The sequence below is a fragment of the Pseudoalteromonas sp. ASV78 genome (genome assembly GCF_047806705.1).
GTDB lineage: Bacteria > Pseudomonadota > Gammaproteobacteria > Enterobacterales > Alteromonadaceae > Pseudoalteromonas > Pseudoalteromonas prydzensis_A.
Genome location: NZ_JBLOPA010000002.1, coordinates 345679 through 368399 on the forward strand (window position 1 = coordinate 345679; position 22721 = coordinate 368399).

The window sequence follows — 22721 nt, forward strand, 5'->3', positions numbered from 1 at the left end:
AAAATCATGGCCATAGTTATCATTTATACTTTAAAACGTAGTACCATTTTCTCAAGTTCATCAAATTGCAGTTTTAGCCGTGTACATTCTGCCAAGGTATTATTTAAATTTAGCTGACCTTGTTGAGATAACTCACTGATTGTATGAATGTCATTATCTAATGATTGAATAACTTGATTTTGCTCTGTCGTTGCATTGGCAACACCATGATTTACATCATCAATGGCTTTAATTGCGCTCGTAACTGCCGCCATTTTATCACCGGCTACATGCGCTTGTTTTACGCTATTCTCACTTTCGACTAAACTGTCTTTCATTACCTTAACGGCACTGGCTGAGCCCTGTTGCAATTGACTTACTGTGTTTTCAATCTCTTGTGTTGATTGTTGAGTGCGATGAGCAAGTTGTCGTACTTCATCTGCAACGACGGCAAACCCGCGCCCGGCTTCACCAGCGCGAGCGGCTTCAATCGCAGCATTTAGTGCGAGTAAATTAGTTTGTTCACTGACACCTTTGATCACCTCAAGGACCTGGCCGATACTTGCCGAATGCTCTGCAACATTACTAATAATATCTTGTGCTTGGCGCATATTTTTAGATAACACACCGATGGCATTAATATTATCGTTTAACGAGCCTTGGCTTTGCTCTGACTGGGTGTTTGCATCGGTAGCAAGCGTTGATGCATGGGTTGCACTACTGGATATTTCAATTGCACTGGATGACAATTGATTTATGGCTGTAGCAACACTGTCTGTACGTTTGGTTTGATCGCTGTACATAGTTAATGTCGACTGAGTTTGCTCAACTAAGCTTTCCACTGAACGTTCTAGTTCCACGGTAGTGGTTTTTACTTGCTCGATAGAGGTATGAATTTTATCTATAAAAGCATTAAAATAGCGTGAGAGCTCACCAAATTCGTCATCATTTTCAATTTCTAAGCGGCGGGTTAAATCTCCCTCGCCTTGGGCTATGTCTTTAATCGCATCGTTCAAACGCTGCATAGGGCGCATTAAATAACGCAGTGAAAATTGCATCATTAAAATAGTCGCGACAATCCCTAACAGCATATAAATTGCCGCCATGTTTCGAAATGAAGCAACCGATGAAAACGCAATATCTTTATTGATCACCACACCTAAATACCAATCAACATTTTCAATCCCTTTGATGCGCGTAAAGGAAACTAGATGATCGTCACCGTTAAATTCAAGTTCAACGAATTCAGGGTTTAACGCCAAACGTTCACCAAATAAACTGGCCATATTCTGGTCATTAAAATCAGTATTAGGATGACTTAAGATACGGCCATTACTGTCGAGTAAAAATCCATAACCAAAACCTAGAAAATCAATTTCATTGACAATTTTAGTGATGGTTTCCATATCAATATCAGCACCGGCAACACCACTGAAACTGCCATTATTTAAAATCGGCGCTACCGCAGAGATAGTTAATTCATTGGTGGTTACATCAATATAAGGGGTGGTAAAAGCGGTAGTGGCTTTGTTTTCAACTAATTTATACCAAGGGCGGGTTGTTGCATCGTAATCTGCAGGTAGCACCACCGTTTGGTCATTGAGTACAAATGTTCCATCGGGCTTGCCTATATAAGTATTTTTGAAACTCCCCGCCATTTCCGCAGTATTAAGCTGGCTAAGCGTTAATGCCTTGGTATCATTTTGTTGATGGGTGTTAGCCACCGATTTAATAATAGCGAGTTTATTGTTAAGCCAATTAGCTATATTTTGAGAAACCGATTGAGAGCTTTCTTGTAATACTAAAGACAGTTGCTGCTGTGTTTGTGCTCGCATTGAAATAAAATTATTTATAGTAAATAACCCTAATACCAACACAAGTACAACGGACGCTGCAATGGTTACCTTAGTGGTAAATTTAAGCGAGCTTTGCATGACATACCTATTTTTGTTTTTATCATTGTTAGCAAGTCTCTTTGTAACAAAAATAAGGCTCTTTGTCTTATCTATTCGGCAACAGTTGCTATGTTATGGACAAAAACACGACAAAAGCATGATCAAAAGCACGCTACTGGAGAATATATGCAGTGAATCAGGGGGGATTTACTATTCCAAACAAAGGTGAGCTTAATAACGTGACACTGAAGCAAGACGTGCTCGTTGCTGTTTGCGACTATAATCAACACTGGATCGTTCCAGTTATTTTATAGTCCTTTGCTATTGAATACGTATTCAATAGCAAATAGCTAAATGTGTTATATTTTTGTATCTATGCAGCTCAGATAACAACTTTTAACGCTGAGGATCAGTTGGCGGGAAGTGAAACAGCAAAATGCATCGACAGTAGTGTAAATGCATTTTGCAAATGACCTATAACTTAATTAACTGTTTGTTGCCACTTATTAGTGAGCTTAACAACATTTAGTCCATACCAAGCGATAAAAACGTAACACAAAGCAGGTATGATAAAGCTGATCTGGATATTCACAACATCAGCAACCACGCCTTGAATTAACGGTATTAGTGCCCCACCTACAATCGCTAAACACAACCAACCAGAGCCTTTACTGGTCAATGAGCCTAACCCTTGGATAGCCACTGAAAAGATAGTTGGAAATAATATAGAGTTAAATAAACCAATCGACAGTACTGCATATAATGCGATATTACCTTGTGTGAAAATAGTCACTAGGAGTAAAACAATCACTGCAAACGCATTAAATGCGATGGCTTTTGAAGGGGCTATTTTTTGCAGCAAGGCTGAACCTATAAAGCGCCCTACCATTGCTCCGCCCCAATAATAGGCAATTAAAGCAGCGGCGGCATGTTCTTCTAAACCAGCGATATGTGCTTCGCCGAAAAAGTTAACTAAAAAACTACCAATGGCTACTTCGCCACCTACATAACAAAAAATTCCCACAACTCCCATCACTAAATGAGGTGCTTGCGTTAATGAATGACCTTTCGCCTTACAATCAAGTTCTTCTTTATGTGATTTTATTTCCGGTAGTTTTAAAAAAGCAAAAACCACAGCAATGGTTAACAACGCCGCGGCTAAAACTAAATAAGGAATTTTCACTGAGTCAGCGGTCCCCGCGGTTGCTGTTAACGAACCCGCTGCGCCAAAAAATAAAATACCACCAACATAGGGACCAATGGTAGTACCTAATGAATTAAGCGCTTGTGCTAGGTTTAAACGTGACGAAGCTGTTTTTTCAGGGCCCAGTGCTGCAACATATGGATTTGCAGATACCTGCAATACAGTAATACCACCTGCAAGTACAAATAAAGCGGTTAAAAACAGCCAATATTCATGTACAACCACAGCAGGGTAAAATAACATACAGCCTAGCGATGCAACGATAAGACCAGTAAGCACACCATTTTTATAACCAAATTTATTAACCAATATGCCAGCTGGTAATGACACAATAAAATAAGCACCAAAGAAACAAAACTGCACCAGCATCGCCTCTGTGTAGCTTAAATCAAACACCCCTTTTAAGCGTGGGATCAACACATCATTTAAAACAGTAATGAATCCCCATAGAAAAAACAGGGTCGTCATTGCGGTTAAAGGTAACAGGTAATTTTTATTTTGCTGCGACTGTTCGGTGATAAAGCTTTTATTTGTATTTATTTCACTCACGTGACTTTCACTCCATTAACAAGTTGCGATTGATTTTACACACTCCAACAAGAAGATCACAAATTATTACTTGGAACGTTCCGTAAATATGAGTTGATGCTATCGTCTTTATTTATTAGCGTGACTATTCAATATCTGTTTGCCTTCGCAACCCTGAATTTAGATTAATTCGCTCTCTTTTAAGCAAGCGGCTCAATGGTTGCTATAATTTAATTCTGCCGACTGTGTTTTTATAAGGAACTCATATGAGCCAAAAGTTACTCGCTCCGTTGCTTGGATTGGCCTGTGCGTTCAGCAGTTATAGTTATGCTCAGCAGTGGCAATTTAAAGTTGAACCTTATTTGCTGCTAACAAGTATTGATGGAAATTCAACTATTGGCACAGTCGACGCACCATTGGCAGTAGATTTTGACACTATTTTAAACAATTTCGACAGTGCTTTTATGCTGCGGTTTGCAGCTTTTCATCAATCCAATTGGGCAGTAATGGCTGATTGGGGATATATAGATCGAAGCAAATCGCACCAACAAGCAAGACTTGGAGTATTAAATGCCCAAGTTAGACAAAGCGTTATGCAGGTCGCCCTTGCTTATAAACAATCAAGTCCAAATGTGGGTGAATGGATAAACTACCTGGGCCTGCGCCGTTGGGATAACAGCTATCAATTCAATCTTGAGACTAATCATTTTCCGCAAACCTCATTTGTTGATAGAGATGAAGATTGGGTTGATATTATTCTCGGTTTTAAAATCGATAAATCAATCACTAACAACTGGCTGCTTAGCTCATCAGGGGATATTGGCGGGTTTGGTCTTGCGACTACTAAGTTGACCGGTAGTCTAAAAGTAGGCGTAAGTTACCATTTAAGTGATGAATGGGATGTATCCTTATTATATAAAGGCACTTACGTTGACTACGACACGGGGGATGAAGCAGATAGCAGTTACTTTAACTACCAAACAATCACCCATGGGCCCATTATAAGTGCCAGTTATCAATTTTAACGGCAATAAACACACAAAGTGCTAAGGCACTTTTTGCCACTTCATTTTATTATTAGTATCACGGCTTTGAATTATTGTTGTATCAGAGCTTTCTACGCCACCGAGCTTCGCCAAGCGGTCATATAGCACCACATTACAGGTTGCGGCTAAATTCATACAACCTATGGTTGGGATATACACCACTTCATCACACCATTTCAGTACATCTTTACTAATAGAGCCATCTTCAGGACCAAAAATGTAAAATGCGTTTTCTGGGTGAACAAATTCTGGCAGTGGCGTTGCCCCTTCAATTAATTCAATCACCACCACCGTTGCACCGTCAGGTTTAGCCATTGCTAAGTCGGTAACACTGGTTAAAGGAATACGCTCTACTACATTTTTAGTATCCGTATGAAATTTTTGCGCGTTTAAATACCGCGTGCCAGTGAAGAACACTTGCTCAGCACCATAGCACCCTGCAGCACGTAATACTGCGCCAACATTGGTTGGGCTTTTAGGGTTGATCAAACCAATTTTTGCTGTCATTAGTCGCAATCCATCGTTGGCCACTGAGCTTCATACAAATCAAAATCATCTAAAGCAACATCACAATCTTTAACTGTTTTGCCTTGAGTCGAAATGCCTAATGCATGCATCGGCTCTTTACTACCATTATTATTTAATGGATGCCAAGAAGCTAACCCTCGCCCTTCATGCAAACGCCGGTAACTGCAACTTTGCGGCATAAAAAAGATATCTTTGAGAGTCTCTTTGGTTAACTTAACGCAGGTTGGCACCAATGTTTGTCGATTTGCATATTCAGTACAACCACAGCTGTTGCTATCTAAATATTGACAGGCAATATTGGTGAAAATAAGTTGTTCACCTTCTCTGAGTTGATCTGTGGCATTAAACTCGTCCTCATCTTCACTATCAATAAAGGTGTTTAAGCAACATTTACCACAGCCATCGCAGATAGCCTCCCACTCAGTTTGCGTCATCTGCTCAAGCGTTTTAGTCTGCCAGAATTTAACCGACGAATTATCCGATACCATAATTATTCTCATGCCCCATAGAGCGCGCATTTTAACGCAAAGCCAGCGTTACAGCAAAATTGATGCTATGAAATATAAAATTAGTTATTTTTATTTTACGGGCACTGATAACTGAAATTCAGCCATATTTACGCACGGCAATGCATTTTGAGGGAGGACTACTTTTATAACACTGCTACGAATTGCAAAAAGGGCTGCATACACAGCCCTGTCCTATTGGCTTATTGTGCTGCAACCCAACGTTTTATTTTCGCTTCTAAGATTGGCATTGGCAGTGCGCCATCAATCAATATTTGCGTATGAAACTCTTTAATATCGAACTTATCACCCAAAACTTGTTTGCAGTAATCGCGCAATTCTTGAATCTTAAATTGCCCTAACTTGTATGACAGTGCTTGCCCAGGCCAAGCAATATAGCGCTCAACTTCTGCGGTAACATCACTCAAAGCCATTGAAGAATTAGCCAGCATATAGTCGATCCCTTGCTGACGAGTCCAGCCTTTGGCATGAAAGCCTGTATCAAGGACTAAGCGCATAGCGCGTAATTGCTCATCCGCTAAACGGCCATACCACATATACGGATCGGTAAATAAGCCCAACTCTTTACCTAAACTTTCGGCATACAAAGCCCAGCCTTCGGCAAATACAGTGTAACCACCAAATTTACGAAACTCAGGTAATGATTCGACTTCTTGCTGCAAGGCAATTTGAAAGTGATGCCCAGGCGCGGCTTCGTGAATAGACAATGTCTCTAGTAAAAATTTAGGCTGCGCTTTTAAATTAAAGGTATTGATATAAAAAATACCAGGTCGAGAGCCGTCTGGTGCAGGTGCTTGATAAGATGCACCAGCAGCAGATTCAGCACGAAAATCTTCAACTGCCTTCACAACATAATCAGCTTTGGGAACAATGTTAAATAATTTAGGTACGCGGGCATCGATTTTTGTTTTCACAGCTTCATATGCCGCGATTAATTGCTCTGGTGTGTCAAAATAAAATTCATCCGAGTCACGTAAATGGGCGAAAAACTCACTTAAATCACCTTTGAAGCCAACGGTGTCTTTCACTGTTTTCATTTCATTTAAGATACGCGAAACTTCTTGTAAACCAATTTCGTGAATTTCATCAGCAGACAAACTCAAAGTAGTGTTTTGCTTGATTTGATATTCATACCACGCCTTACCATTTGGTAAATCACTGTAGCCTACAGAGTCACGACTATTGGGAATATACGTAGTGGCTAAAAATTCACTCATTTTTACATATGCAGGCACTAATTGGTCCATGATAAGGGCACTGTACTGCTTAGTGAGTTGTTGCTTTTGCTCAGCGCTGAAATCAGCTGGCAGCTGCTTTATCGGGCTGTAAAAAAGTGATTGTTCCGCACTAGTAACTATGTGCGCTTGAAACTGTGGTAATAATTTTTCAGCCAGTGGTTTTGGTAATACAATCCCTTGCTCTATGCCTTGGCGCATAGCATCTTGTACCGATGCTAGCCAAGTAACAAATCCTTGGGCTCGACTTATGAAATTTTCGTAGTCTTGAAAAGTTGCAAATGGTTGCGCACTTTGTGCTGAGCCAAAGCCGGCAAACGTATTGTGCGCGCCTGACATTTGGTTAATTGGTAATAAGTAACTTGGGAATTGAAAACCTGCAATTGTTAACGCTAAATCGCGTTCGAGTATTTCGTAACTTAGTAATGCTTGACCCGTTAATTGCTGCTTATCAATTGCAGCTAAACGCTGTTGATAATCTTGATAAAAAGTCTGTTGTGTGGCTCGGTTTTGCGCAGTACTTGGCGCTGTAAATTGGTTATTATATTGACTATAGCCGATATAGGTTGCGCTCAGCGGTGAAAATTGTAACGACTCAACAAAGTACTGCTCAACCAGTGTATTTAATTGTTGGCTCGCGGTATTTGTGGTTGCTGCAAGTGTTGTTGTTCGGGTAGGTTCATTGTTATTAGTTGTAGTCGAACATGCAGCTAATGCGCTAAGTACGCCAGCAACAAGCAAGGTTAACTTAAATTTATTCATAATTTTCCCTGAGTGTAAGTATTAACAACGATTATGCGACTTTCCTGCCGCTAAATAAAGAAAATACGATACTGAGCGCGTTTTGTTTACAGCCGAAAAACAGCTTGCTACATTGCCATATTAAATAATCAAAAATTAGAAAATAAATGAATAAATTATCATTCTCTGCCTCACTCAGCATGCTGTTTGCCAGTGCTTTTAGTGCCCACGCAACAACTTACATTAGTGCCAAAGCAATGCTTGATGTTAATAATGGCAAGTTAATTAATGCCCCACTGATTCAAATCGATGACGGTATTATTACTAAAATAACGAAAGGTAAAGCACCGCAGCTGCAAACCGGTGATCAGCATATTGAACTTCCCGAGCTTACGCTTGTGCCGGGCTTAATGGATATGCATGTGCATTTAACCAGCGATCCAACCGTACCGCGCAGCGAGCGCATTGGTCAATCAATCCCACGCAAAGCAATCAAAGCGGCCTATTTTGCTGAAAAAACGTTAATGGCTGGATTTACCACATTACGTAATGTCGGTGCTGAAGGTTACAGTGTTATTGCAGTACGCGATGGTATTAATGCTGGCGATATTATTGGCCCGCGTATTTGGGCTGCTGGCCCATCATTGGGGGTAACCGGTGGTCACTGTGACAACAATCGCCTCCCACCTGAAATGAAATACACCGCTGAAGGCGTGGCCAATGGTCCTTGGGCGGTGCGCGAAAAAGTCCGTGAGAACATCAAATACGGTGCCAGTGTCATTAAATTTTGTGCCACAGGTGGCGTTTTTTCAAAAGGCACAAAAGTCGGTATTCAACAATACAGTCAAGATGAAATGAATGCGATTGTTGATGAAGCACATATGCGCGGCTTAACTGTTGCGGCTCATGCACACGGCACAAGTGGGATTAAAGCGGCCATTGTCGCAGGTGTAGACAGTGTTGAACATGTCAGTTTTGTTGATGATGAAGCCATTGCACTGGCAAAAAAACATGGCACTTGGTTCTCAATGGACATTTATAACACTGAATATACCCTCACGTTTGGTGAGCAAAATGGTGTAGCCGAAGAAAACCTCGCAAAAGAGCGCCAAGTATCTAAAAAGCAACGCGACAGCTTTAGCCGTGCCGTAAAAGCGGGCGTAAATATGGTATTTGGTACCGATGCTGCCATTTACCCACATGGTGATAATGCAAAACAGTTTTCTCGGATGGTTGAATTTGGCATGACGCCACTACAGGCAATTCAGGCAGCCACTATCAATGGCGCTAAACTGTTAAAAGTTGAAAACCAACTAGGCCAAATTAAAACAGGCTTTGCCGCAGATATCATCGCAGTCAAAGGAAATCCACTGCAAGACATAACCTTGCTGGAAAACATCGCATTTGTGATGAAAGCAGGTGTTACTTATAAATAAATGTGTGGGGTTAGCGTTAAGCTAACTCCGCTATTAAGCAAGGGTTAAACTAACTGCTTACTAAATACGTTGATAATGCATTAATAACTTGAAAACAAAAAGTAAGCAGCCTAGGTTAAATTTAAATAATTGCCTTTTTTAGGTAATTAACACTTGAAATACAAATGCAACCCATTATCATTGCGAAAATTTTTTAATGGTAATGACTATGACAACCCATAAATTCTCTCTAATTACCCTAGCCTGCTTAACAGCATATAATGCAACTGCGGCCGAACAATCCGATCTTGAACGCATCACGGTTTATCAAAAGCAAAATCATGTAGTATTAAACTCAGGTTTAGCAACAAAATCTGATATGTCGTTAATGGAAACGCCAGCGCCGATCGTGGTAGTTGACCAAGAACTTATCAACTCGCAAGGCGTAGATAATTTACAAGACTTAGCGCGTAATATCAGTGGTGTAACCCAAGCCGGTAATAACTACGGAATTGGCGACAATTTAGTGATCCGTGGCCTTGGTGCAAATTATACTTATGATGGTATGTATGGCGGTGCGGGCCTAGGTAACACCTTTAATCCAACTCGATCACTCACCAATGTGGAAGCCGTAGAAGTATTAAAAGGCCCCGCCACTGGTTTATATGGCATGGGCAGCGCAGGTGGCGTTATTAACTTGATTGAAAAAAAGCCACAGTTTACAGAGCAGCACAACGTACAAGCTGAAATTGGTCAATGGAATACCTATTCATTATCAATTGATAGCACTAATGCAATTACCGAAAATCTAGCATACAGAGTTAATGCAAAAACAGCCCGCAGTGATGGTTACCGTGATTTAAAAGATGACCGCGATGAAATCTACGGCGCATTAAAATATGTGTTCAATGACCGCCAAAATATTATGATCTCAGCCGCTTATATCAAAGATGCGATTGCAGTTGATTCAATTGGCCATCCGATCCGTATTTATAATGCGCAGTCGGTAAATGGCAAAACCGCCAGCCAAGTGACGGCGGATGATTTAGTCAATGATCCAACCTCTGCAGGGCTGCAATTATCTGATGCACAGCGCCAACAATTAGCTAATTCACTTGCAGCATCTGATGGTTTAACACCGTATAAATTTGGCCATCGCGGTATTATCTCACCCATGGCAAAAGATAATGAAGGTGAAGAACTGCGTTTTAAACTCACTCATAATTACTATATAACTGACAATTTATTTTTAAATCAACAGTTACAGTACCGTAATTATGAGTCAAGTTTTGCACGTCAAACCGGCGCCTATAATTATGTTTATTGGAAACGAAAAGATAAAGGTAAATATGTCATTAATGCAGCTCCACGCGCACCATTGGTTGTAGATGATGTACTTTATCCATTTGCAGCACGGCGCCAAGAATATCGCCAAGTAGAGGCCGATGAAAAGTCATGGCAATACTTTGCAGATCTACGCTATGACTTTAGTTTAGGTGATATAGAAAACGAATTCTTAGTCAATGCAAACTACGAAGACCGTGATATCCGTTTTACGCAATACTCTATTTGGGATAAAGACTACAGCCTAAAAGATAAAAATGGCGATATAACCTATCAAGGCTCTTTACCCTATATTCTAGATATCCGTACACCGGTTTGGCCAGACGGGCAATTTAGCGACTATGATCCGCTAAAAACCAGTAACTATAGTAAAAAAGTGCAAGCATGGGGCTTAGGACTGCAACATGTTGCTTATATCAATGACACCTTCACAACTCGTATTGGTGTTGCGTACAACGAAATTACCCAAAAATATGAACATTTAGGTGTTGATGCGCGTTACCGCGCCAGCGCCGCTGCAGCAACGCCAGAAGCAAGTACCTCAGATAACGGTTTAACCTATAATTTAGGTGCGACCTACAAACCAAGCGATGACTTGTCTATCTTCATAAACCATTCGAAGGGTCGCACTGCGTACAGCGTTTTAGGCTCTGTTGCAGGCAATGAGGCTGACCGTGAAGATGCTGAGTCTCTTAGTACTGATTTAGGTATTAGAGTAAAAGCCTTTGATGATCAACTACTCGCTTCGTTAGTGGTATTTGATACCGCGCGAACTAACTTAGAGTATGCAAACCCAGCGTTTGATGACACGAAACCTGATCCAGCAATTCCTGAAAGCTTCTTTGATGGTGAAGAAAAAACCCGCGGTGTTGAGCTTGATTTAAATGCCTATTTAAATGAGCAGTGGAAGGTCAATATCAATGGTGTTTACCAAGATGCTCGTGATCAGAAAAATCCAAATTCAGATAGCTTTGATACCCGTCAAAAAGGTGTGCCTTATGTAACAGCAAGCACATGGTTAACATACAGTGCTCAGTGGTTTGAACTAGCCCAGCCACTAAAATTAAGTGCAGGCGTAAAGTATGTTGATGATCGCAGTACTAACTCGTCATCATTCGGCATCCCTGATGGTTATGTACCAAGCTATACTATTTATGATGCTGCACTGAGTTATAACACTGATAAATGGGGCTTACAGCTAAACTTAAACAACCTGTTTAATAAAGTGTATTATTCAAAAGCCATGTTTTTGGGTGGTATGCCAGGCGAAGAACGTAATGCTAAATTAACCTTAAGTTATAAGCTTTAAAGTAATGAAAAAAAGCGCACAAAATGTTTGTGCGCTTTTTTACGTTTACATAGTGACGACTATACGGCCATTGATCTCACCTTTGAGCATATCGTCAAATATGTCATTGATATCTTCAAGCCGTTTTTCTTCAATAATTGCTTTAACTTTGCCCTGTGCAGCAAACTCTAAACATTCTTGTAAATCTCTACGTGTGCCAACAATTGAGCCAACAACAGAAACGCCATTGAGTACAGTATCAAAAATCGGCAACGGCATATCTTCTGGAGGCAGGCCAACTAACACGCATTTTCCACCACGGCGAACACTCTTATAAGCTTGTTCAAAGCCCGGCTTGGATACCGCGGTACATACCACAGCATGTGCGCCCCCTACCTGTTCGAATATAGCCTCACTCGGTACACATTCTTTAAAGTCCAAGGTGATATCTGCACCTAACTCTTTTGCTAAAGCCAGTTTTTCAACACCGGTATCAACTGCAATTACATTAAAACCCATTGCCTTTGCATATTGCACCGCAAGATGCCCAAGCCCACCTACACCAACAATAGCGACCCATTGTCCTGGCTTAGCCCCTGACACTTTGAGTGCTTTATAGGTTGTAACACCGGCACAAAATAATGGCGCAGCTTCTGAGAACCCTAGGCCTTCAGGGATCTTTACAACATAGTTGCCATCGGCTAAACAATATTCAGCGTAACTGCCATCAACTGAATAACCGGTATTATGCTGTGAAAGACATAAAGTCTCTTTCCCTTCTAAACAAAATTCACAATGACCACAGGCACTGTATAGCCAAGGAATGCCAACGCGATCGCCAATTTCTAAATGAGTAATATTGCTACCCAGTTGTTCGATCACTCCTACACCTTCATGCCCCGGAACTAGCGGCATTTTAGGCTTTACTGGCCAATCACCATGACAGGCATGTAAATCAGTATGGCACACACCACATGCGGCTATTTTAACTAAAACATCATTGACTCCAACGGTTGGAATGGGTAAATCTGAAATTTCTAATTTGCCTTTGTAAGTACTATTAACGGCTGCTTTCATTGCTCGTTCCTTGTTGTTGCGAAGTTGTTATTGAATAGTTGTTAAGAAATTAGTTGTCGTAAATTAGTGTACACCTTACGCGACTCTAGGTGAGCAAAAATTAATCTAAATCAAACTTTAGTGATATAACTTGTTCTGAACGACTATTAGTACCAGCACATAATCCCATAGGCTTGCTTCAGCCAAGGAAAATTCAGCGTATTGCTCAGTAAATCTTGCTAAACATATTCAGCGTGCTAGCATTAATTTCATTATTTATTGAAACTTGAGAAGCAATGACATTATCAGATAAGAACTTTGCCTTTGTAATGCACTGTGGCGAAATGGGTAGTCGTTGGGGTTTTAATCGCACCATTGGCCAAATGTGTGGTTTATTGATCATCACCAAAGAGCCAATGACAGCAAACGAAATCGCCGATGCCTTAAGCATTTCTCGTGGTAATGTCAGCATGGGGATCAAAGAACTGCAATCTTGGCGTTTAATAAAAGTGCAGCATATTCCAGGTGACAGAAAAGAATATTACGCCCCTGCAGGTACTATTTGGGATATGGCAAATCGCGTATTCGAGGAACGTAAAAAGCGTGAGATTGACCCTACTCTCAGTTTACTCAGAGATAATTTGTTAGAGCCTGCAACCACCGACGATGAAAAGTTTGCCCAACAACAAATGCATGAAATTCATGATCTACTCGAAACCGTCACTAAGTGGTCTTCAGAACTACAGCGTTTAAGCCCAGAGCAACTACAAAGCTTAATGAAGCTCGGCTCTGGTATTGGTAAAGTACTCGATTTTAAAGATAAGATATTGAAGAAATGAAGAGTTAGCGAGGGACGAGAGTAAAGTTAGCGAGCTTTATGGTTCTAGGTTCTAGGTTCTAGGTTCTAGGTTCTAGGTTCTAGGTTCTTATATGGACTCCCTAAGTAAATCAACAAAGAACTGTCTTTAAAAACAAGTATAGATGCGTGCTTATATACGGGCTTTATTGAGGAGCTACCTCGCCCTAAAATGTACTCGCACCAATAGGCAAATTCTAGGAAGCGGCATCTAAAGTGCCTTTGGACCTAACTTGCTTCTATTGGTCGGTCTTACCTGCTTTACATCGCTCTTTGCTGATTCAACATGGAATATCAAACCAATGAGATTGGCTGATATTCCGTGTCATTCTTTAATATCGCATACGCGGTTCTCACCGTTTTGTTTGCTAAAGCAACCGCTGCGATTTTTTTGCCTCTTCTCTCAACTAAGGCTTGTAGCCAACGCTCTTTGCTTGTTCTAGCTGGACGTTTACTCACTTGAGTGATAACAGAAAGCGCTCCTTGAAAAAGAGTGGAACGAAGTCGCTTATCTGCATTACGCTTTGAAATATGTCCAATACGTTCTTTACCACCTGAACTATGTTGCTTTGGCGTTAACCCTATATTTGCTGATGCTTCACGACCGTTGGTAAAATTCTCACCCTGACCTAAACGCACCGCTAGCCCTAAAGCACCGATGGGGCCGACACCCTCTAACTTCATCAACTTTTGACAGGTAGTATCATATTTTACCGCGTCTTCGAGCTGGCGTTCCAAAATGGCAACATGTTCGATTTGCTGTAGCAAGTGCTGCCATAAATAATTCAGTGTTTCACGAAAAGACTGAGGCAAGCTATTTTCAGCGTCTTCCAGAATAAAAGGAATGTGCTTACGGAGCTGGGATAAGCTTGGTGGCACAATAATACCAAACTCTCCAAGTAAGCCCCTGATTTGATTACTCTGTGCTATTTGATGTGTCTTTGCTAAATGACGAGCTCGCTCCAATGATTGCAGAGCCTGCTCTTCGGCAGATTGCACACGAGCACCATGGATATGCTCTTGAGAAGCGGCGATTGCGATAGCTAAAGCATCATTACGATCCGTTTTTTGCTTAGTTTGGAAAGGCTTAACTGTTCTTGCGGAAATGACTTTGACTTCGTGACCAAGAGCACGTGCTAGCCTAGCCCAATATTGCGCACTACCACACGCTTCCATCGCCACCACTGAGCGTGGCTGCTTAGCAAGCAGCTCTTTTAGCTTTGCTCGGCTAAGCTCTCGGTTGAAGAGGATTTTACCTTTTGGATCTCGCTTGCAGACTTGAAAAACATTTTTTGCTAAATCAATAGCCAATATATTAGTATCTTTCATGTATGGACTCCTTTGGTTAATCTTTTGTCGGATTAAAACCGTACCTCCTCAGGGAGAGGGAGTCCATACATCTAGGTTCTAAAAAAATTTAACCACAGAGTTCAGCAAGAAGTAAATAAAAGTCCAAAAATTTTTACTCTGTGCAGCGCGAAGCGCCTTTGTGTGCTCAATGGTGAATAAAAAGATAAGTTGTGCCTGTAAGCTCGCAGATAAATAATTCATTTAATTGTAACTTGATAACCAAAGGGGCAAAAACAACTTGCCCCCTGATGACTAAAATTATACGTCAGCACCACCTAGCACCTTGTCTAGTTGCATTTCTGTCAAAACACGATCTTGGATAGGTTGTTTAGCTGCGTTTATTTCATCTACACCCCAAACTAAACCAACTGCTGTGCGTGTTGGGCGTTTACCTTTAGGCATGTCTGCTAGCGCTAAATAGGCATCTACCACCATTTGTGGATTAGGCGCTTGATCGCTCTGCATAAATTTACCGAATTCCTCGAACATAGCGGCAGGAATGTTTGCCAATTCACCGTAGCTGTCCAGTATGTCTGTGCGTGATGGTTGTTGTCCTGATGCACTTAGACCTGTAGGGAATGGCCCTGGTTGTACGATGGCGACATCGATGCCGAATGGTGCTACTTCGTAGCGTAAACCTTGGAGGTAGCCTTCTAAAGCATGTTTTGTCGCTGCGTAAGTAGAGAAATACGGCGCTGAAATTTGGCCAACCATTGATGAGGTGTTGATGATCAGGCCAGACTTAGCTTCACGCATCGCAGGCAAAACTGCCAGAATAGTACGCATAGCGCCATAGTAGTTGGTTTCCATCTGCTCGCGAGCTTGATCAATGCTAAATGCTTCTGTAATGCCAAGATACATTACACCAGCATTGTTTAGTAACACATCAATTTTTCCCGCTTTATCTAGCACACTCGCAATGGCGGTTTTGACAGAATCGTCGTTAGTAACATCCATATCAACAACCTGAATAGAATCGCTATACGCTTCTAATTCGGCTTTAACTGCAGCGTTTTTGCCTTCAGGGCCGCGCATAGTAGCGAACACTAGATAGCCTTTATCAGCAAAATCTTTTACTGACTTTTGACCAAATCCACTGCTGCTACCTGTGATAACGATGCTTTTTTGTGTTTCGTTCATTATTCTTTCCTATTTGCTTTGCCTAATTAAATACCAGCCGGTACAATAAACCGTAAAGAACAGCCTGTCAAATTAAAATACCGAGTGGTACTAAATGAATTCAAATACAGTTAAGCCCGTTAGAGGGCGTCCAAAGACCTTAGATCGCGATCATGTTTTAGATGTGGCAATGGATTCTTACTGGAAAGACAATATAGGTAATTTATCCCTTAATGAAATTTGCAGAAGATCGGGTGTATCTAAACCTGGTCTTTACCGTGAATTTTCTAATGAAGATGGCTTGATGAAAGCTGTCCTGATTAGGTATCAGGAGCAAGTGTTAGAGCCTGTGCAGCAGATGCTAAATAGTGACGTTCCATTTAAAGAGGCCCTTGATAACCTTATATCGTTTGCCACTTCAGTTAATTGTCATGATGAATCTCCAAATGGCTGTCTTTTTATAAAAATGCGCGAATCACGAGTACATTTGGGAAAAGAAACACAAGCGCAAATAGATTTTCTTGAAAAGCAGGGATTAGTTTTTTTCAAGAAATGGGTAGAGCGTTCAAAGACTAAGGGAGAGTTTTCTGTGGACATGTCATCGGAATTTGCTGCTACTTATATTGACGCGCAGCTAAGCAATGCATCGACACAACTAGCTCGAGGTGTGGCCCCTGAAACGGTGAAAAAGATATTATTAGTCGCTTTTTCTGTGCTGGAATGACTACGCCAGCTCGTTCAGTTTTAAGACATTTTTTCAACAAAGGTTGAAAAGAGAACTTTATGACTCAAATCAGCACAATAATTCGCATCAGTATGTATATTTATTTTGGTTAGTGTCGAATTTGATATTCATAGCAAAGCTCGGTTGAACTCATAGTGCTCTAACGAAGTTCGACTGCGAGCAATAACTGGCTATTGATAATAGCTAATTAAGTAGTCAAACGTTGTTTGCTCAGATATTCAAGGATATGAGCGACGCGCGTATATTGTTCCATTTAGCTTTACTTAAAGATTTTAGAAAACTTAATAACAGTAATATCTTAGCTAATTTGTTAAAACTGTGTAAAGTATACATATGAGTGTGGTCGGAGCAGAAAGCTCCGCCCTTCGCGCACTATAAATTGTTATGTATGTTTGATCTTGAGGGTGAGCTTACAGGCTTCACTGTGATAGCAACTGATGAAGTGTCTCTGCAGTATGACATGGAGGGAGAGCCAAAGTATTTCAAGATAAAAGCTAACAATGATGTTCTAATTCTTTGTGATTTTGATGGCAACTGGGGTCAGTTTGGATTGCTAATGGTGGCGGCTACTTCAATCAGTTTGATTTGAATGATAATTGGTTGGGTTTTTCAACTTAATATTACATAACAAGCGTAAGCACGCGGATCAATTTTACGCCGCGCTTCAAATTGCCCTGTGTTGCGGGCGTTAGGTGCTTTTAGCATCACCATATTTCGGAGTATAATAATGAGTGATTCTCAAGACTTTTGCGAGGCGTTCGGTGGCTCTGCAAGTGATCCTGACTTTATGGATAATTGGTTGTCTGAACATGCTGGTGATGTGTCAAAAACGTCTTCTGAATTACAAGAAAAAATCAAAGCATTTGATTACGAAAGTTTACTTGTTGAATACAGCCTATCCGAACCTGAAATGGTTCAAATAAAAAATTATATGGCTATTTATAATGAGTATAATTTCAAAACACAAAAAGCTGCAAATAATTACATCACCGAAAGTAAACGTTGGGATGAGTTTCCTAATATAAGATCTTTAAATGATCACGGATCATATACAAATATTCCTGGGATATTTCCTAAATTTTATAGAATAACCTGCGAAATATTAAAGATTACTAAAGGTAATGGTGCTCACCTAACAAAAGCTACAAAGTATTAACCCGCACCTAATCGAGTAGCCGGAGGTCTCAAACCTTCAGCCCCCACACCACCCATCATGCGCTTTTTATTAGCAGGAAGTGCAATGGGCGGTTCACCTTCCATTACGAATATTAGTCCAAACATATCTCAGTGCCGCTAACCCTTGTAAAGCTACATAGTCATTGCCTAGCGCAATGTTAATTCCTTTTTTGAGCCCTTCCCCCTCAAATCAGCCACTCAAACACCTGTAATACCTTGCAAAATGCCAATTAAAACAACACCAAGCCCTCTTTTTATATTTAACATGAAACTCAGTTATCGATTGAATCAAAATAGCAACTCGGCTATGGTTAATGCAATCAATAAAAATAAATCAAAAACGAGTTATTCTACAGCCTCGTTGGATGAACGAGAAATGGATTTGAATCTCAAGTATTTTATTCTTATCGCAGCAATTTTTATGCTGCCGGCGTGCACAACGGGAAAACTGTATTACAAGGACAATTCAGGCAATCGTATTTTAGGGTGCGATGTGGAATTTGTGGGTTTGCCAAGCGTGGACAAATTCGCCGTTGAATATGCATTAAGCCTTTGCGCAAAAAGTGTTATTAAAAAAGGACACAGTCTAGAAAAAGAGAAAGAGTATTTGCTAGCGATTGATACTACTATTCCTTCAGCACCTTGTGGGAAGTCGTGGGATCACGAGCTTGCTAAGAATGAGTACAAAAAAGGCAGTCTATCAAAAAAAGAATATGGTTATATTGTAGCTAATATAGACTTGGGGCTAGCGGTCATCAACGAATGTTCATCTTATCAGGTAGCCGGAGGTTTCTAACCTCCAGCCGCCATGCTCTTTTTATTAGCAAGAAGTACAATGGGCGGTTCATCTCCCGTAATGAATATTGCTCCAAATATCTCTTAAACAAAAATATACCAACCAAAACACGAGATAAACTCGCGCCTACAACAGACACAGCTAGTTACCTAGCGCCGTATATATTATCTTGATGCAGATTTAAGGGAGATTTTTCCGTTGGGTCCGTTGCACTCAACCCAACCTTGTAGCCAATTTTAACGCTGAACTTACCGCTTAAAGCTTACTACTTCGAGCTAGCTTATATCTTCTCTTAAAGCGCAGCACCTCTTGACATCTTTGTGAATAAATTACTTAAAGGATTTTAAACACAATGCGAATTAAAATATAAAAAGCACTTGTTAATGCTGAGCCTGAATGCATACTGATAGGGTATTTTTCGTTGGGTTTCGTTGCACTCTACCCAACCTACGTAGCCAATTTTAACGCCGTTCTTACAGCTTAAAACTTACCGCTTCTGGCTAGTTTGTATGTTTTACAACCAAAGCGCGAGATAAACTCGCGCCTACAACAAACGCCCCTAGAACCTAGTTGCCTAGCACCTAATTATTTATTAAATCGCTGGATAACCAATGCGATCCGATAAATAACCCACGCTGGTGGCAAAGTAGTATGAGCGATTCCAATGCATTAGCGCTTTGTAGTTATCATAAGCTAAGTACATTCTGCCGCCCATATCATCAGGCATTACTAATGCTGCGGTTACATCAACATTAGGTAAATCAGTACCATCCATTTTACGCACACCTAAAGCTTGCCAATCAGCTAAAGAACGTTCTGATTTGGCCCAATATTCAAGCCACTGAGTGCGTGTTTTTGTGCCACGTTGTAATACATAGCTTTGATCAAAACCATCAGGTAATTGCACCTGACGGCCCCACGTTAGCTCGTCATTCCAACCGGCCTGTTTTAAATAATTAGCTATTGATGCAAAGGCATCGGCTTGGGTGGTCCAAATATCTTTGCGGCCATCCTTATCATAATCTACCGCGTAGGCGTTAAATGAGGTTGGCATAAATTGCGTTTGTCCCATCGCACCGGCCCATGAGCCTTTAAATTTGTCTAAGGTGATATGCCCTTCTTTGAGGATATCCAGTGCGGCCCATAATTGATTTTTGTACATGGTTTCACGGCGGCCATCAAAAGCCAGTGTTACTACCGATGAAATAACATTGTGGCCACCTTGGATTTTACCAAAGTTACTTTCAAGGCCCCACAACGCAACAATAAAACGTGCTTGCACGCCAAACTCAGCAGCAACTTGTTCCAAAATATCTTTATTTTCAGCATATAGCTTACGTGCGCGATCAATTTTCCATTGCGGCACCCGTTTTGGTAAGTAGGTTTCGAGGGTTTCTTTAACTTCAGGCTGATTTTTATCTGCTGAAATTACTTTTTCTTTAAAGTGTGCTGTAGCAAAGGCATCTTCAATTAACTGGCTATCGTAGCCTTTTTGCGCAGCTTCTTGTTTTAAGCCTGCAACATATTCGTCAAACTGTGCTTGAGTCTTGGCCAGTGCCGATGTGCTGATACAGGCACTACATAAAATTGCAGCCAATTTTGTCATTATATGTTTAGTCACTTTCAACTCCATTTTGTTTTCTGTGCTCAGCTAATAAGTTTGCTTGTGGTGGGGGTATTTGCAAGTAGAACCCATTATCTGTTAACGCTTGCTTAACTAAATCTAAATCAGCCGCGCCTAACTGCACCCGTTTTGCTAAATTTATTAGCATTACATAATGTGGTTTACCAAACATTGCCATTAAAGGTTGCGGTACCTTACTAAAATCATCTCTTTTTTCGACAAAAAGGAAGGTATCCGCTTTTTTGTTACTTTTATATACCGCAGTCAGCATTATGACCCTATAAAATCTTGCTTAACAGTGCTGCACACTATAACATGAGAGTCATAATAAGTTAGAAAAATTAGATTAGAAATTTCACCTTATCCATATAAACACAGGCCTTATTCAGCCTGCGTTTATCTAAAATTGATTTCTGATCACACTATTCAATTGAGCGTGTATGTCGGACCAAACTTTTGAGCTAAAAGGGAATCTTTTTACGTTATCAGTTTTACATCTGTATAGTACTGATATTAATCTTTTAGCAGAACAACTCTATACAAAAATAGCCCAAGCCCCTCGTTTTTTTGAGGGTGCGCCTATTGTTGTAAATTTAATTGAGATAAAAAACAATCTTGTTGATTTTGTACATTTAAAATCATTAATAGAACGAATGAATTTTAATGCTGTGGGTGTATGTAATGGCTCAGACGAGCAACATGCGCAAGCTAAAGCCGCTGGGCTGTCAGTTTTAAATTATTCACAAGACGTTAAGAGTGAAACTGTTACAAAGCAGAGTAATACATCTATTGTTGAGAAAACAGTTTACTTACCTGCCCAAGTTATCAATGGCACCGTTCGCTCTGGTCAGCAAGTGTATGCAAAAGACCGTGATTTAATTGTCTTTGGTGCGGTAAGCCATGGTGCAGAAGTCATTGCTGATGGCAATGTACATATTTATGGCACATTACGTGGCCGTGCAATTGCAGGCGCACAAGGTTATAACGAAGCCCGTATTTTTTGCCAGAAACTAGAAGCAGAACTTGTTTCTATTAATGGCAATTACTGGATCAGCGACTCTCTGCAAGGCGAGTTCTGGGGCAACGCGGCACAAATCCAACAAAAAAATGAATCATTAGAAATTTCAGCTTTGGTTAAAGGATAAATCTTATGGCAAAAGTAATTGTCGTTACGTCAGGTAAAGGTGGTGTAGGCAAAACTACATCGAGTGCTGCTATTGGCACAGGTTTAGCTCTAAAAGGCTATAAAACAGTCATTATTGACTTTGATATTGGGCTACGTAACCTTGATTTGATCATGGGTTGTGAGCGCCGTGTGGTCTATGATTTTGTTAACGTCATCAATGGTGAAGCGAACCTTAATCAAGCACTTATCAAAGACAAACGAGTCGAAAAGTTATTCTTACTTCCAGCCTCACAAACTCGTGATAAAGACGCACTTACCCGTGAAGGTGTTGAGCGTGTACTAAACGAGCTGAAAAAAGACTTTGATTACATCGTCTGTGATTCTCCGGCAGGGATTGAAGCAGGTGCGATGATGGCGATGTACTTTGCTGATGAAGCAATTGTCACTACCAATCCTGAAGTATCTTCAGTACGTGATTCAGACCGCATTTTAGGTATTTTGCATAGCAAATCTAAACGCGCTGAAGAAGGCCTTGAAAATATTAAAGAGCATTTATTACTGACCCGCTATAACCCAGATCGGGTAGCACGTGGCGAAATGCTGTCAGTGGAAGATGTACAAGATATTCTTTCTATTCCATTACTTGGGGTTATTCCAGAATCACAAGCGGTATTAAGCGCATCAAACTCAGGTCAGCCTGTTATTCTTGACACTGAATCTGATGCAGGCCAAGCCTATGCCGATGCGATTAATCGTTTACTAGGCGAAACTGTTGATTTTCGCTTCTTAGATGTAGAGAAGAAAGGTTTGTTCAAACGGATATTTGGAGGTTAACGTGTCACTACTTGACTACTTCCGCTCAGAAAAGAAAAATACAGCGTCACTAGCAAAAGAGCGATTGCAGATCATTGTTGCGCATGAGCGCTCACAGCGTGGTACGCCTGATTATTTACCACAACTAAAACAAGATATTCTTGATGTTATCCGTAAATACGTCAACATCAGTAATGACGCGGTGCAAGTCCAATTCGATCAAAACGAAGACGACTTAGCAGTATTAGAACTCAACGTCACTTTACCGGATGAAGAGAAAAAACCATAAAAATTAGGGCGCTATTTAAGCGCCCTTTCACATTTTAATAT

Annotated in this window: 22 protein-coding genes; 11 read left to right on the forward strand and 11 right to left on the reverse strand. The window is 40.7% G+C overall.

All coding sequences use genetic code 11. The features are described 5' to 3' along the window. Positions 1 to 23: 23 nt before the first annotated feature. Together ACMVDV_RS19620 and ACMVDV_RS19625 are read right to left on the reverse strand one after the other, a co-directional pair. Positions 24 to 1913: a methyl-accepting chemotaxis protein gene (locus tag ACMVDV_RS19620; RefSeq protein ID WP_416159330.1), complete on the reverse strand. Its 1890-nt coding sequence runs from the start codon at positions 1911 to 1913 to the stop codon at positions 24 to 26. Positions 1914 to 2355: 442 nt separating this feature from the next. Further along, entirely contained in the window at positions 2356 to 3627 is a 1272-nt protein-coding gene (locus ACMVDV_RS19625) for a sugar MFS transporter (RefSeq protein WP_304182585.1), read from the reverse strand. A gap of 245 nt (positions 3628 to 3872) precedes the next feature. Between ACMVDV_RS19625 and ACMVDV_RS19630 the strand changes: the two genes are divergently transcribed. Then, positions 3873 to 4631 carry a hypothetical protein gene (locus ACMVDV_RS19630; RefSeq protein ID WP_416159331.1) on the forward strand — a complete coding sequence of 253 codons (759 nt, stop codon included), beginning with the start codon at positions 3873 to 3875 and terminating at the stop codon, positions 4629 to 4631. Between the two features lie 21 nt (positions 4632 to 4652). Here the strand turns inward: ACMVDV_RS19630 and ACMVDV_RS19635 are convergent, their stop codons facing one another. From ACMVDV_RS19635 to ACMVDV_RS19645, 3 genes are all read right to left on the reverse strand, one after another. Further along, positions 4653 to 5159: an RNA methyltransferase gene (locus ACMVDV_RS19635; RefSeq protein WP_416159332.1), complete on the reverse strand. Its 507-nt coding sequence runs from the start codon at positions 5157 to 5159 to the stop codon at positions 4653 to 4655. Next, entirely contained in the window at positions 5159 to 5680 is a 522-nt protein-coding gene (locus ACMVDV_RS19640) for a YcgN family cysteine cluster protein (protein WP_416159333.1), read from the reverse strand. Before ACMVDV_RS19640 ends, ACMVDV_RS19635 begins: the two co-directional genes overlap by 1 nt. Positions 5681 to 5889: 209 nt before the next feature. Then, positions 5890 to 7704 carry a DUF885 domain-containing protein gene (locus ACMVDV_RS19645; protein WP_416159334.1) on the reverse strand — a complete coding sequence of 605 codons (1815 nt, stop codon included), beginning with the start codon at positions 7702 to 7704 and terminating at the stop codon, positions 5890 to 5892. A 146-nt stretch (positions 7705 to 7850) separates the two neighbouring features. Between ACMVDV_RS19645 and ACMVDV_RS19650 the strand changes: the two genes are divergently transcribed. Continuing rightward, positions 7851 to 9119: an amidohydrolase family protein gene (locus ACMVDV_RS19650; RefSeq protein WP_416159335.1), complete on the forward strand. Its 1269-nt coding sequence runs from the start codon at positions 7851 to 7853 to the stop codon at positions 9117 to 9119. A gap of 208 nt (positions 9120 to 9327) precedes the next feature. Continuing rightward, positions 9328 to 11751, forward strand: coding sequence for a TonB-dependent receptor (locus ACMVDV_RS19655; protein WP_416159336.1), 2424 nt, complete (start codon positions 9328 to 9330; stop codon positions 11749 to 11751). 45 nt (positions 11752 to 11796) lie between these two features. On the opposite strand, the gene adhP is transcribed toward ACMVDV_RS19655, so the two are convergent. Further along, on the reverse strand, positions 11797 to 12807 hold the full coding sequence (adhP, locus tag ACMVDV_RS19660; RefSeq protein ID WP_149980237.1) for an alcohol dehydrogenase AdhP: 1011 nt from the start codon (positions 12805 to 12807) through the stop codon (positions 11797 to 11799). A 275-nt stretch (positions 12808 to 13082) separates the two neighbouring features. Between adhP and ACMVDV_RS19665 the strand changes: the two genes are divergently transcribed. Further along, positions 13083 to 13625 carry a GbsR/MarR family transcriptional regulator gene (locus ACMVDV_RS19665; RefSeq protein WP_182761049.1) on the forward strand — a complete coding sequence of 181 codons (543 nt, stop codon included), beginning with the start codon at positions 13083 to 13085 and terminating at the stop codon, positions 13623 to 13625. Positions 13626 to 13936: 311 nt separating this feature from the next. On the opposite strand, the gene ACMVDV_RS19670 is transcribed toward ACMVDV_RS19665, so the two are convergent. Then, on the reverse strand, positions 13937 to 14971 hold the full coding sequence (locus ACMVDV_RS19670) for an IS110 family transposase (protein ID WP_416157821.1): 1035 nt from the start codon (positions 14969 to 14971) through the stop codon (positions 13937 to 13939). Between the two features lie 279 nt (positions 14972 to 15250). Then, positions 15251 to 16132 (reverse strand): SDR family oxidoreductase, encoded by an 882-nt coding sequence (locus ACMVDV_RS19675; protein WP_149980236.1) that lies wholly within the window; start codon positions 16130 to 16132, stop codon positions 15251 to 15253. 94 nt (positions 16133 to 16226) lie between these two features. Between ACMVDV_RS19675 and ACMVDV_RS19680 the strand changes: the two genes are divergently transcribed. The 3 genes from ACMVDV_RS19680 (at position 16227) to ACMVDV_RS19690 (ending at position 18012) form a co-directional block, all read left to right on the forward strand. Next, on the forward strand, positions 16227 to 16835 hold the full coding sequence (locus ACMVDV_RS19680; protein ID WP_416159337.1) for a TetR/AcrR family transcriptional regulator: 609 nt from the start codon (positions 16227 to 16229) through the stop codon (positions 16833 to 16835). A gap of 409 nt (positions 16836 to 17244) precedes the next feature. Further along, positions 17245 to 17445, forward strand: coding sequence for a hypothetical protein (locus ACMVDV_RS19685; RefSeq protein WP_416159338.1), 201 nt, complete (start codon positions 17245 to 17247; stop codon positions 17443 to 17445). Between the two features lie 138 nt (positions 17446 to 17583). Then, on the forward strand, positions 17584 to 18012 hold the full coding sequence (locus ACMVDV_RS19690) for a hypothetical protein (protein WP_416159339.1): 429 nt from the start codon (positions 17584 to 17586) through the stop codon (positions 18010 to 18012). Here the strand turns inward: ACMVDV_RS19690 and ACMVDV_RS19695 are convergent. Further along, entirely contained in the window at positions 18009 to 18137 is a 129-nt protein-coding gene (locus tag ACMVDV_RS19695; protein WP_416159340.1) for a hypothetical protein, read from the reverse strand. The two genes, ACMVDV_RS19690 and ACMVDV_RS19695, sit on opposite strands and share 4 nt — an antisense overlap. 118 nt (positions 18138 to 18255) lie before the next feature. On the opposite strand from ACMVDV_RS19695, the gene ACMVDV_RS19700 reads away from it, so the two are divergent. Then, complete coding sequence (locus ACMVDV_RS19700) at positions 18256 to 18828, forward strand: hypothetical protein (protein ID WP_416159341.1); 573 nt, start codon at positions 18256 to 18258, stop codon at positions 18826 to 18828. A gap of 592 nt (positions 18829 to 19420) precedes the next feature. Here the strand turns inward: ACMVDV_RS19700 and ACMVDV_RS19705 are convergent. After that, positions 19421 to 20437: a lytic murein transglycosylase gene (locus ACMVDV_RS19705; protein WP_416159768.1), complete on the reverse strand. Its 1017-nt coding sequence runs from the start codon at positions 20435 to 20437 to the stop codon at positions 19421 to 19423. 4 nt (positions 20438 to 20441) lie between these two features. Further along, positions 20442 to 20723 carry a YcgL domain-containing protein gene (locus ACMVDV_RS19710; RefSeq protein ID WP_304180283.1) on the reverse strand — a complete coding sequence of 94 codons (282 nt, stop codon included), beginning with the start codon at positions 20721 to 20723 and terminating at the stop codon, positions 20442 to 20444. 169 nt (positions 20724 to 20892) lie between these two features. On the opposite strand from ACMVDV_RS19710, the gene minC reads away from it, so the two are divergent. Genes minC through minE form a run of 3 tightly spaced genes read left to right on the forward strand, consistent with a single transcriptional unit; the run spans position 20893 to position 22680 of the window. Next, positions 20893 to 21597 (forward strand): septum site-determining protein MinC, encoded by a 705-nt coding sequence (gene minC, locus ACMVDV_RS19715; RefSeq protein ID WP_304180285.1) that lies wholly within the window; start codon positions 20893 to 20895, stop codon positions 21595 to 21597. A gap of 5 nt (positions 21598 to 21602) precedes the next feature. Then, complete coding sequence (minD, locus tag ACMVDV_RS19720) at positions 21603 to 22412, forward strand: septum site-determining protein MinD (RefSeq protein WP_304180287.1); 810 nt, start codon at positions 21603 to 21605, stop codon at positions 22410 to 22412. A 1-nt stretch (position 22413) separates the two neighbouring features. After that, complete coding sequence (gene minE, locus ACMVDV_RS19725) at positions 22414 to 22680, forward strand: cell division topological specificity factor MinE (protein ID WP_416159342.1); 267 nt, start codon at positions 22414 to 22416, stop codon at positions 22678 to 22680. The last annotated feature ends 41 nt before the right edge of the window (positions 22681 to 22721 follow it).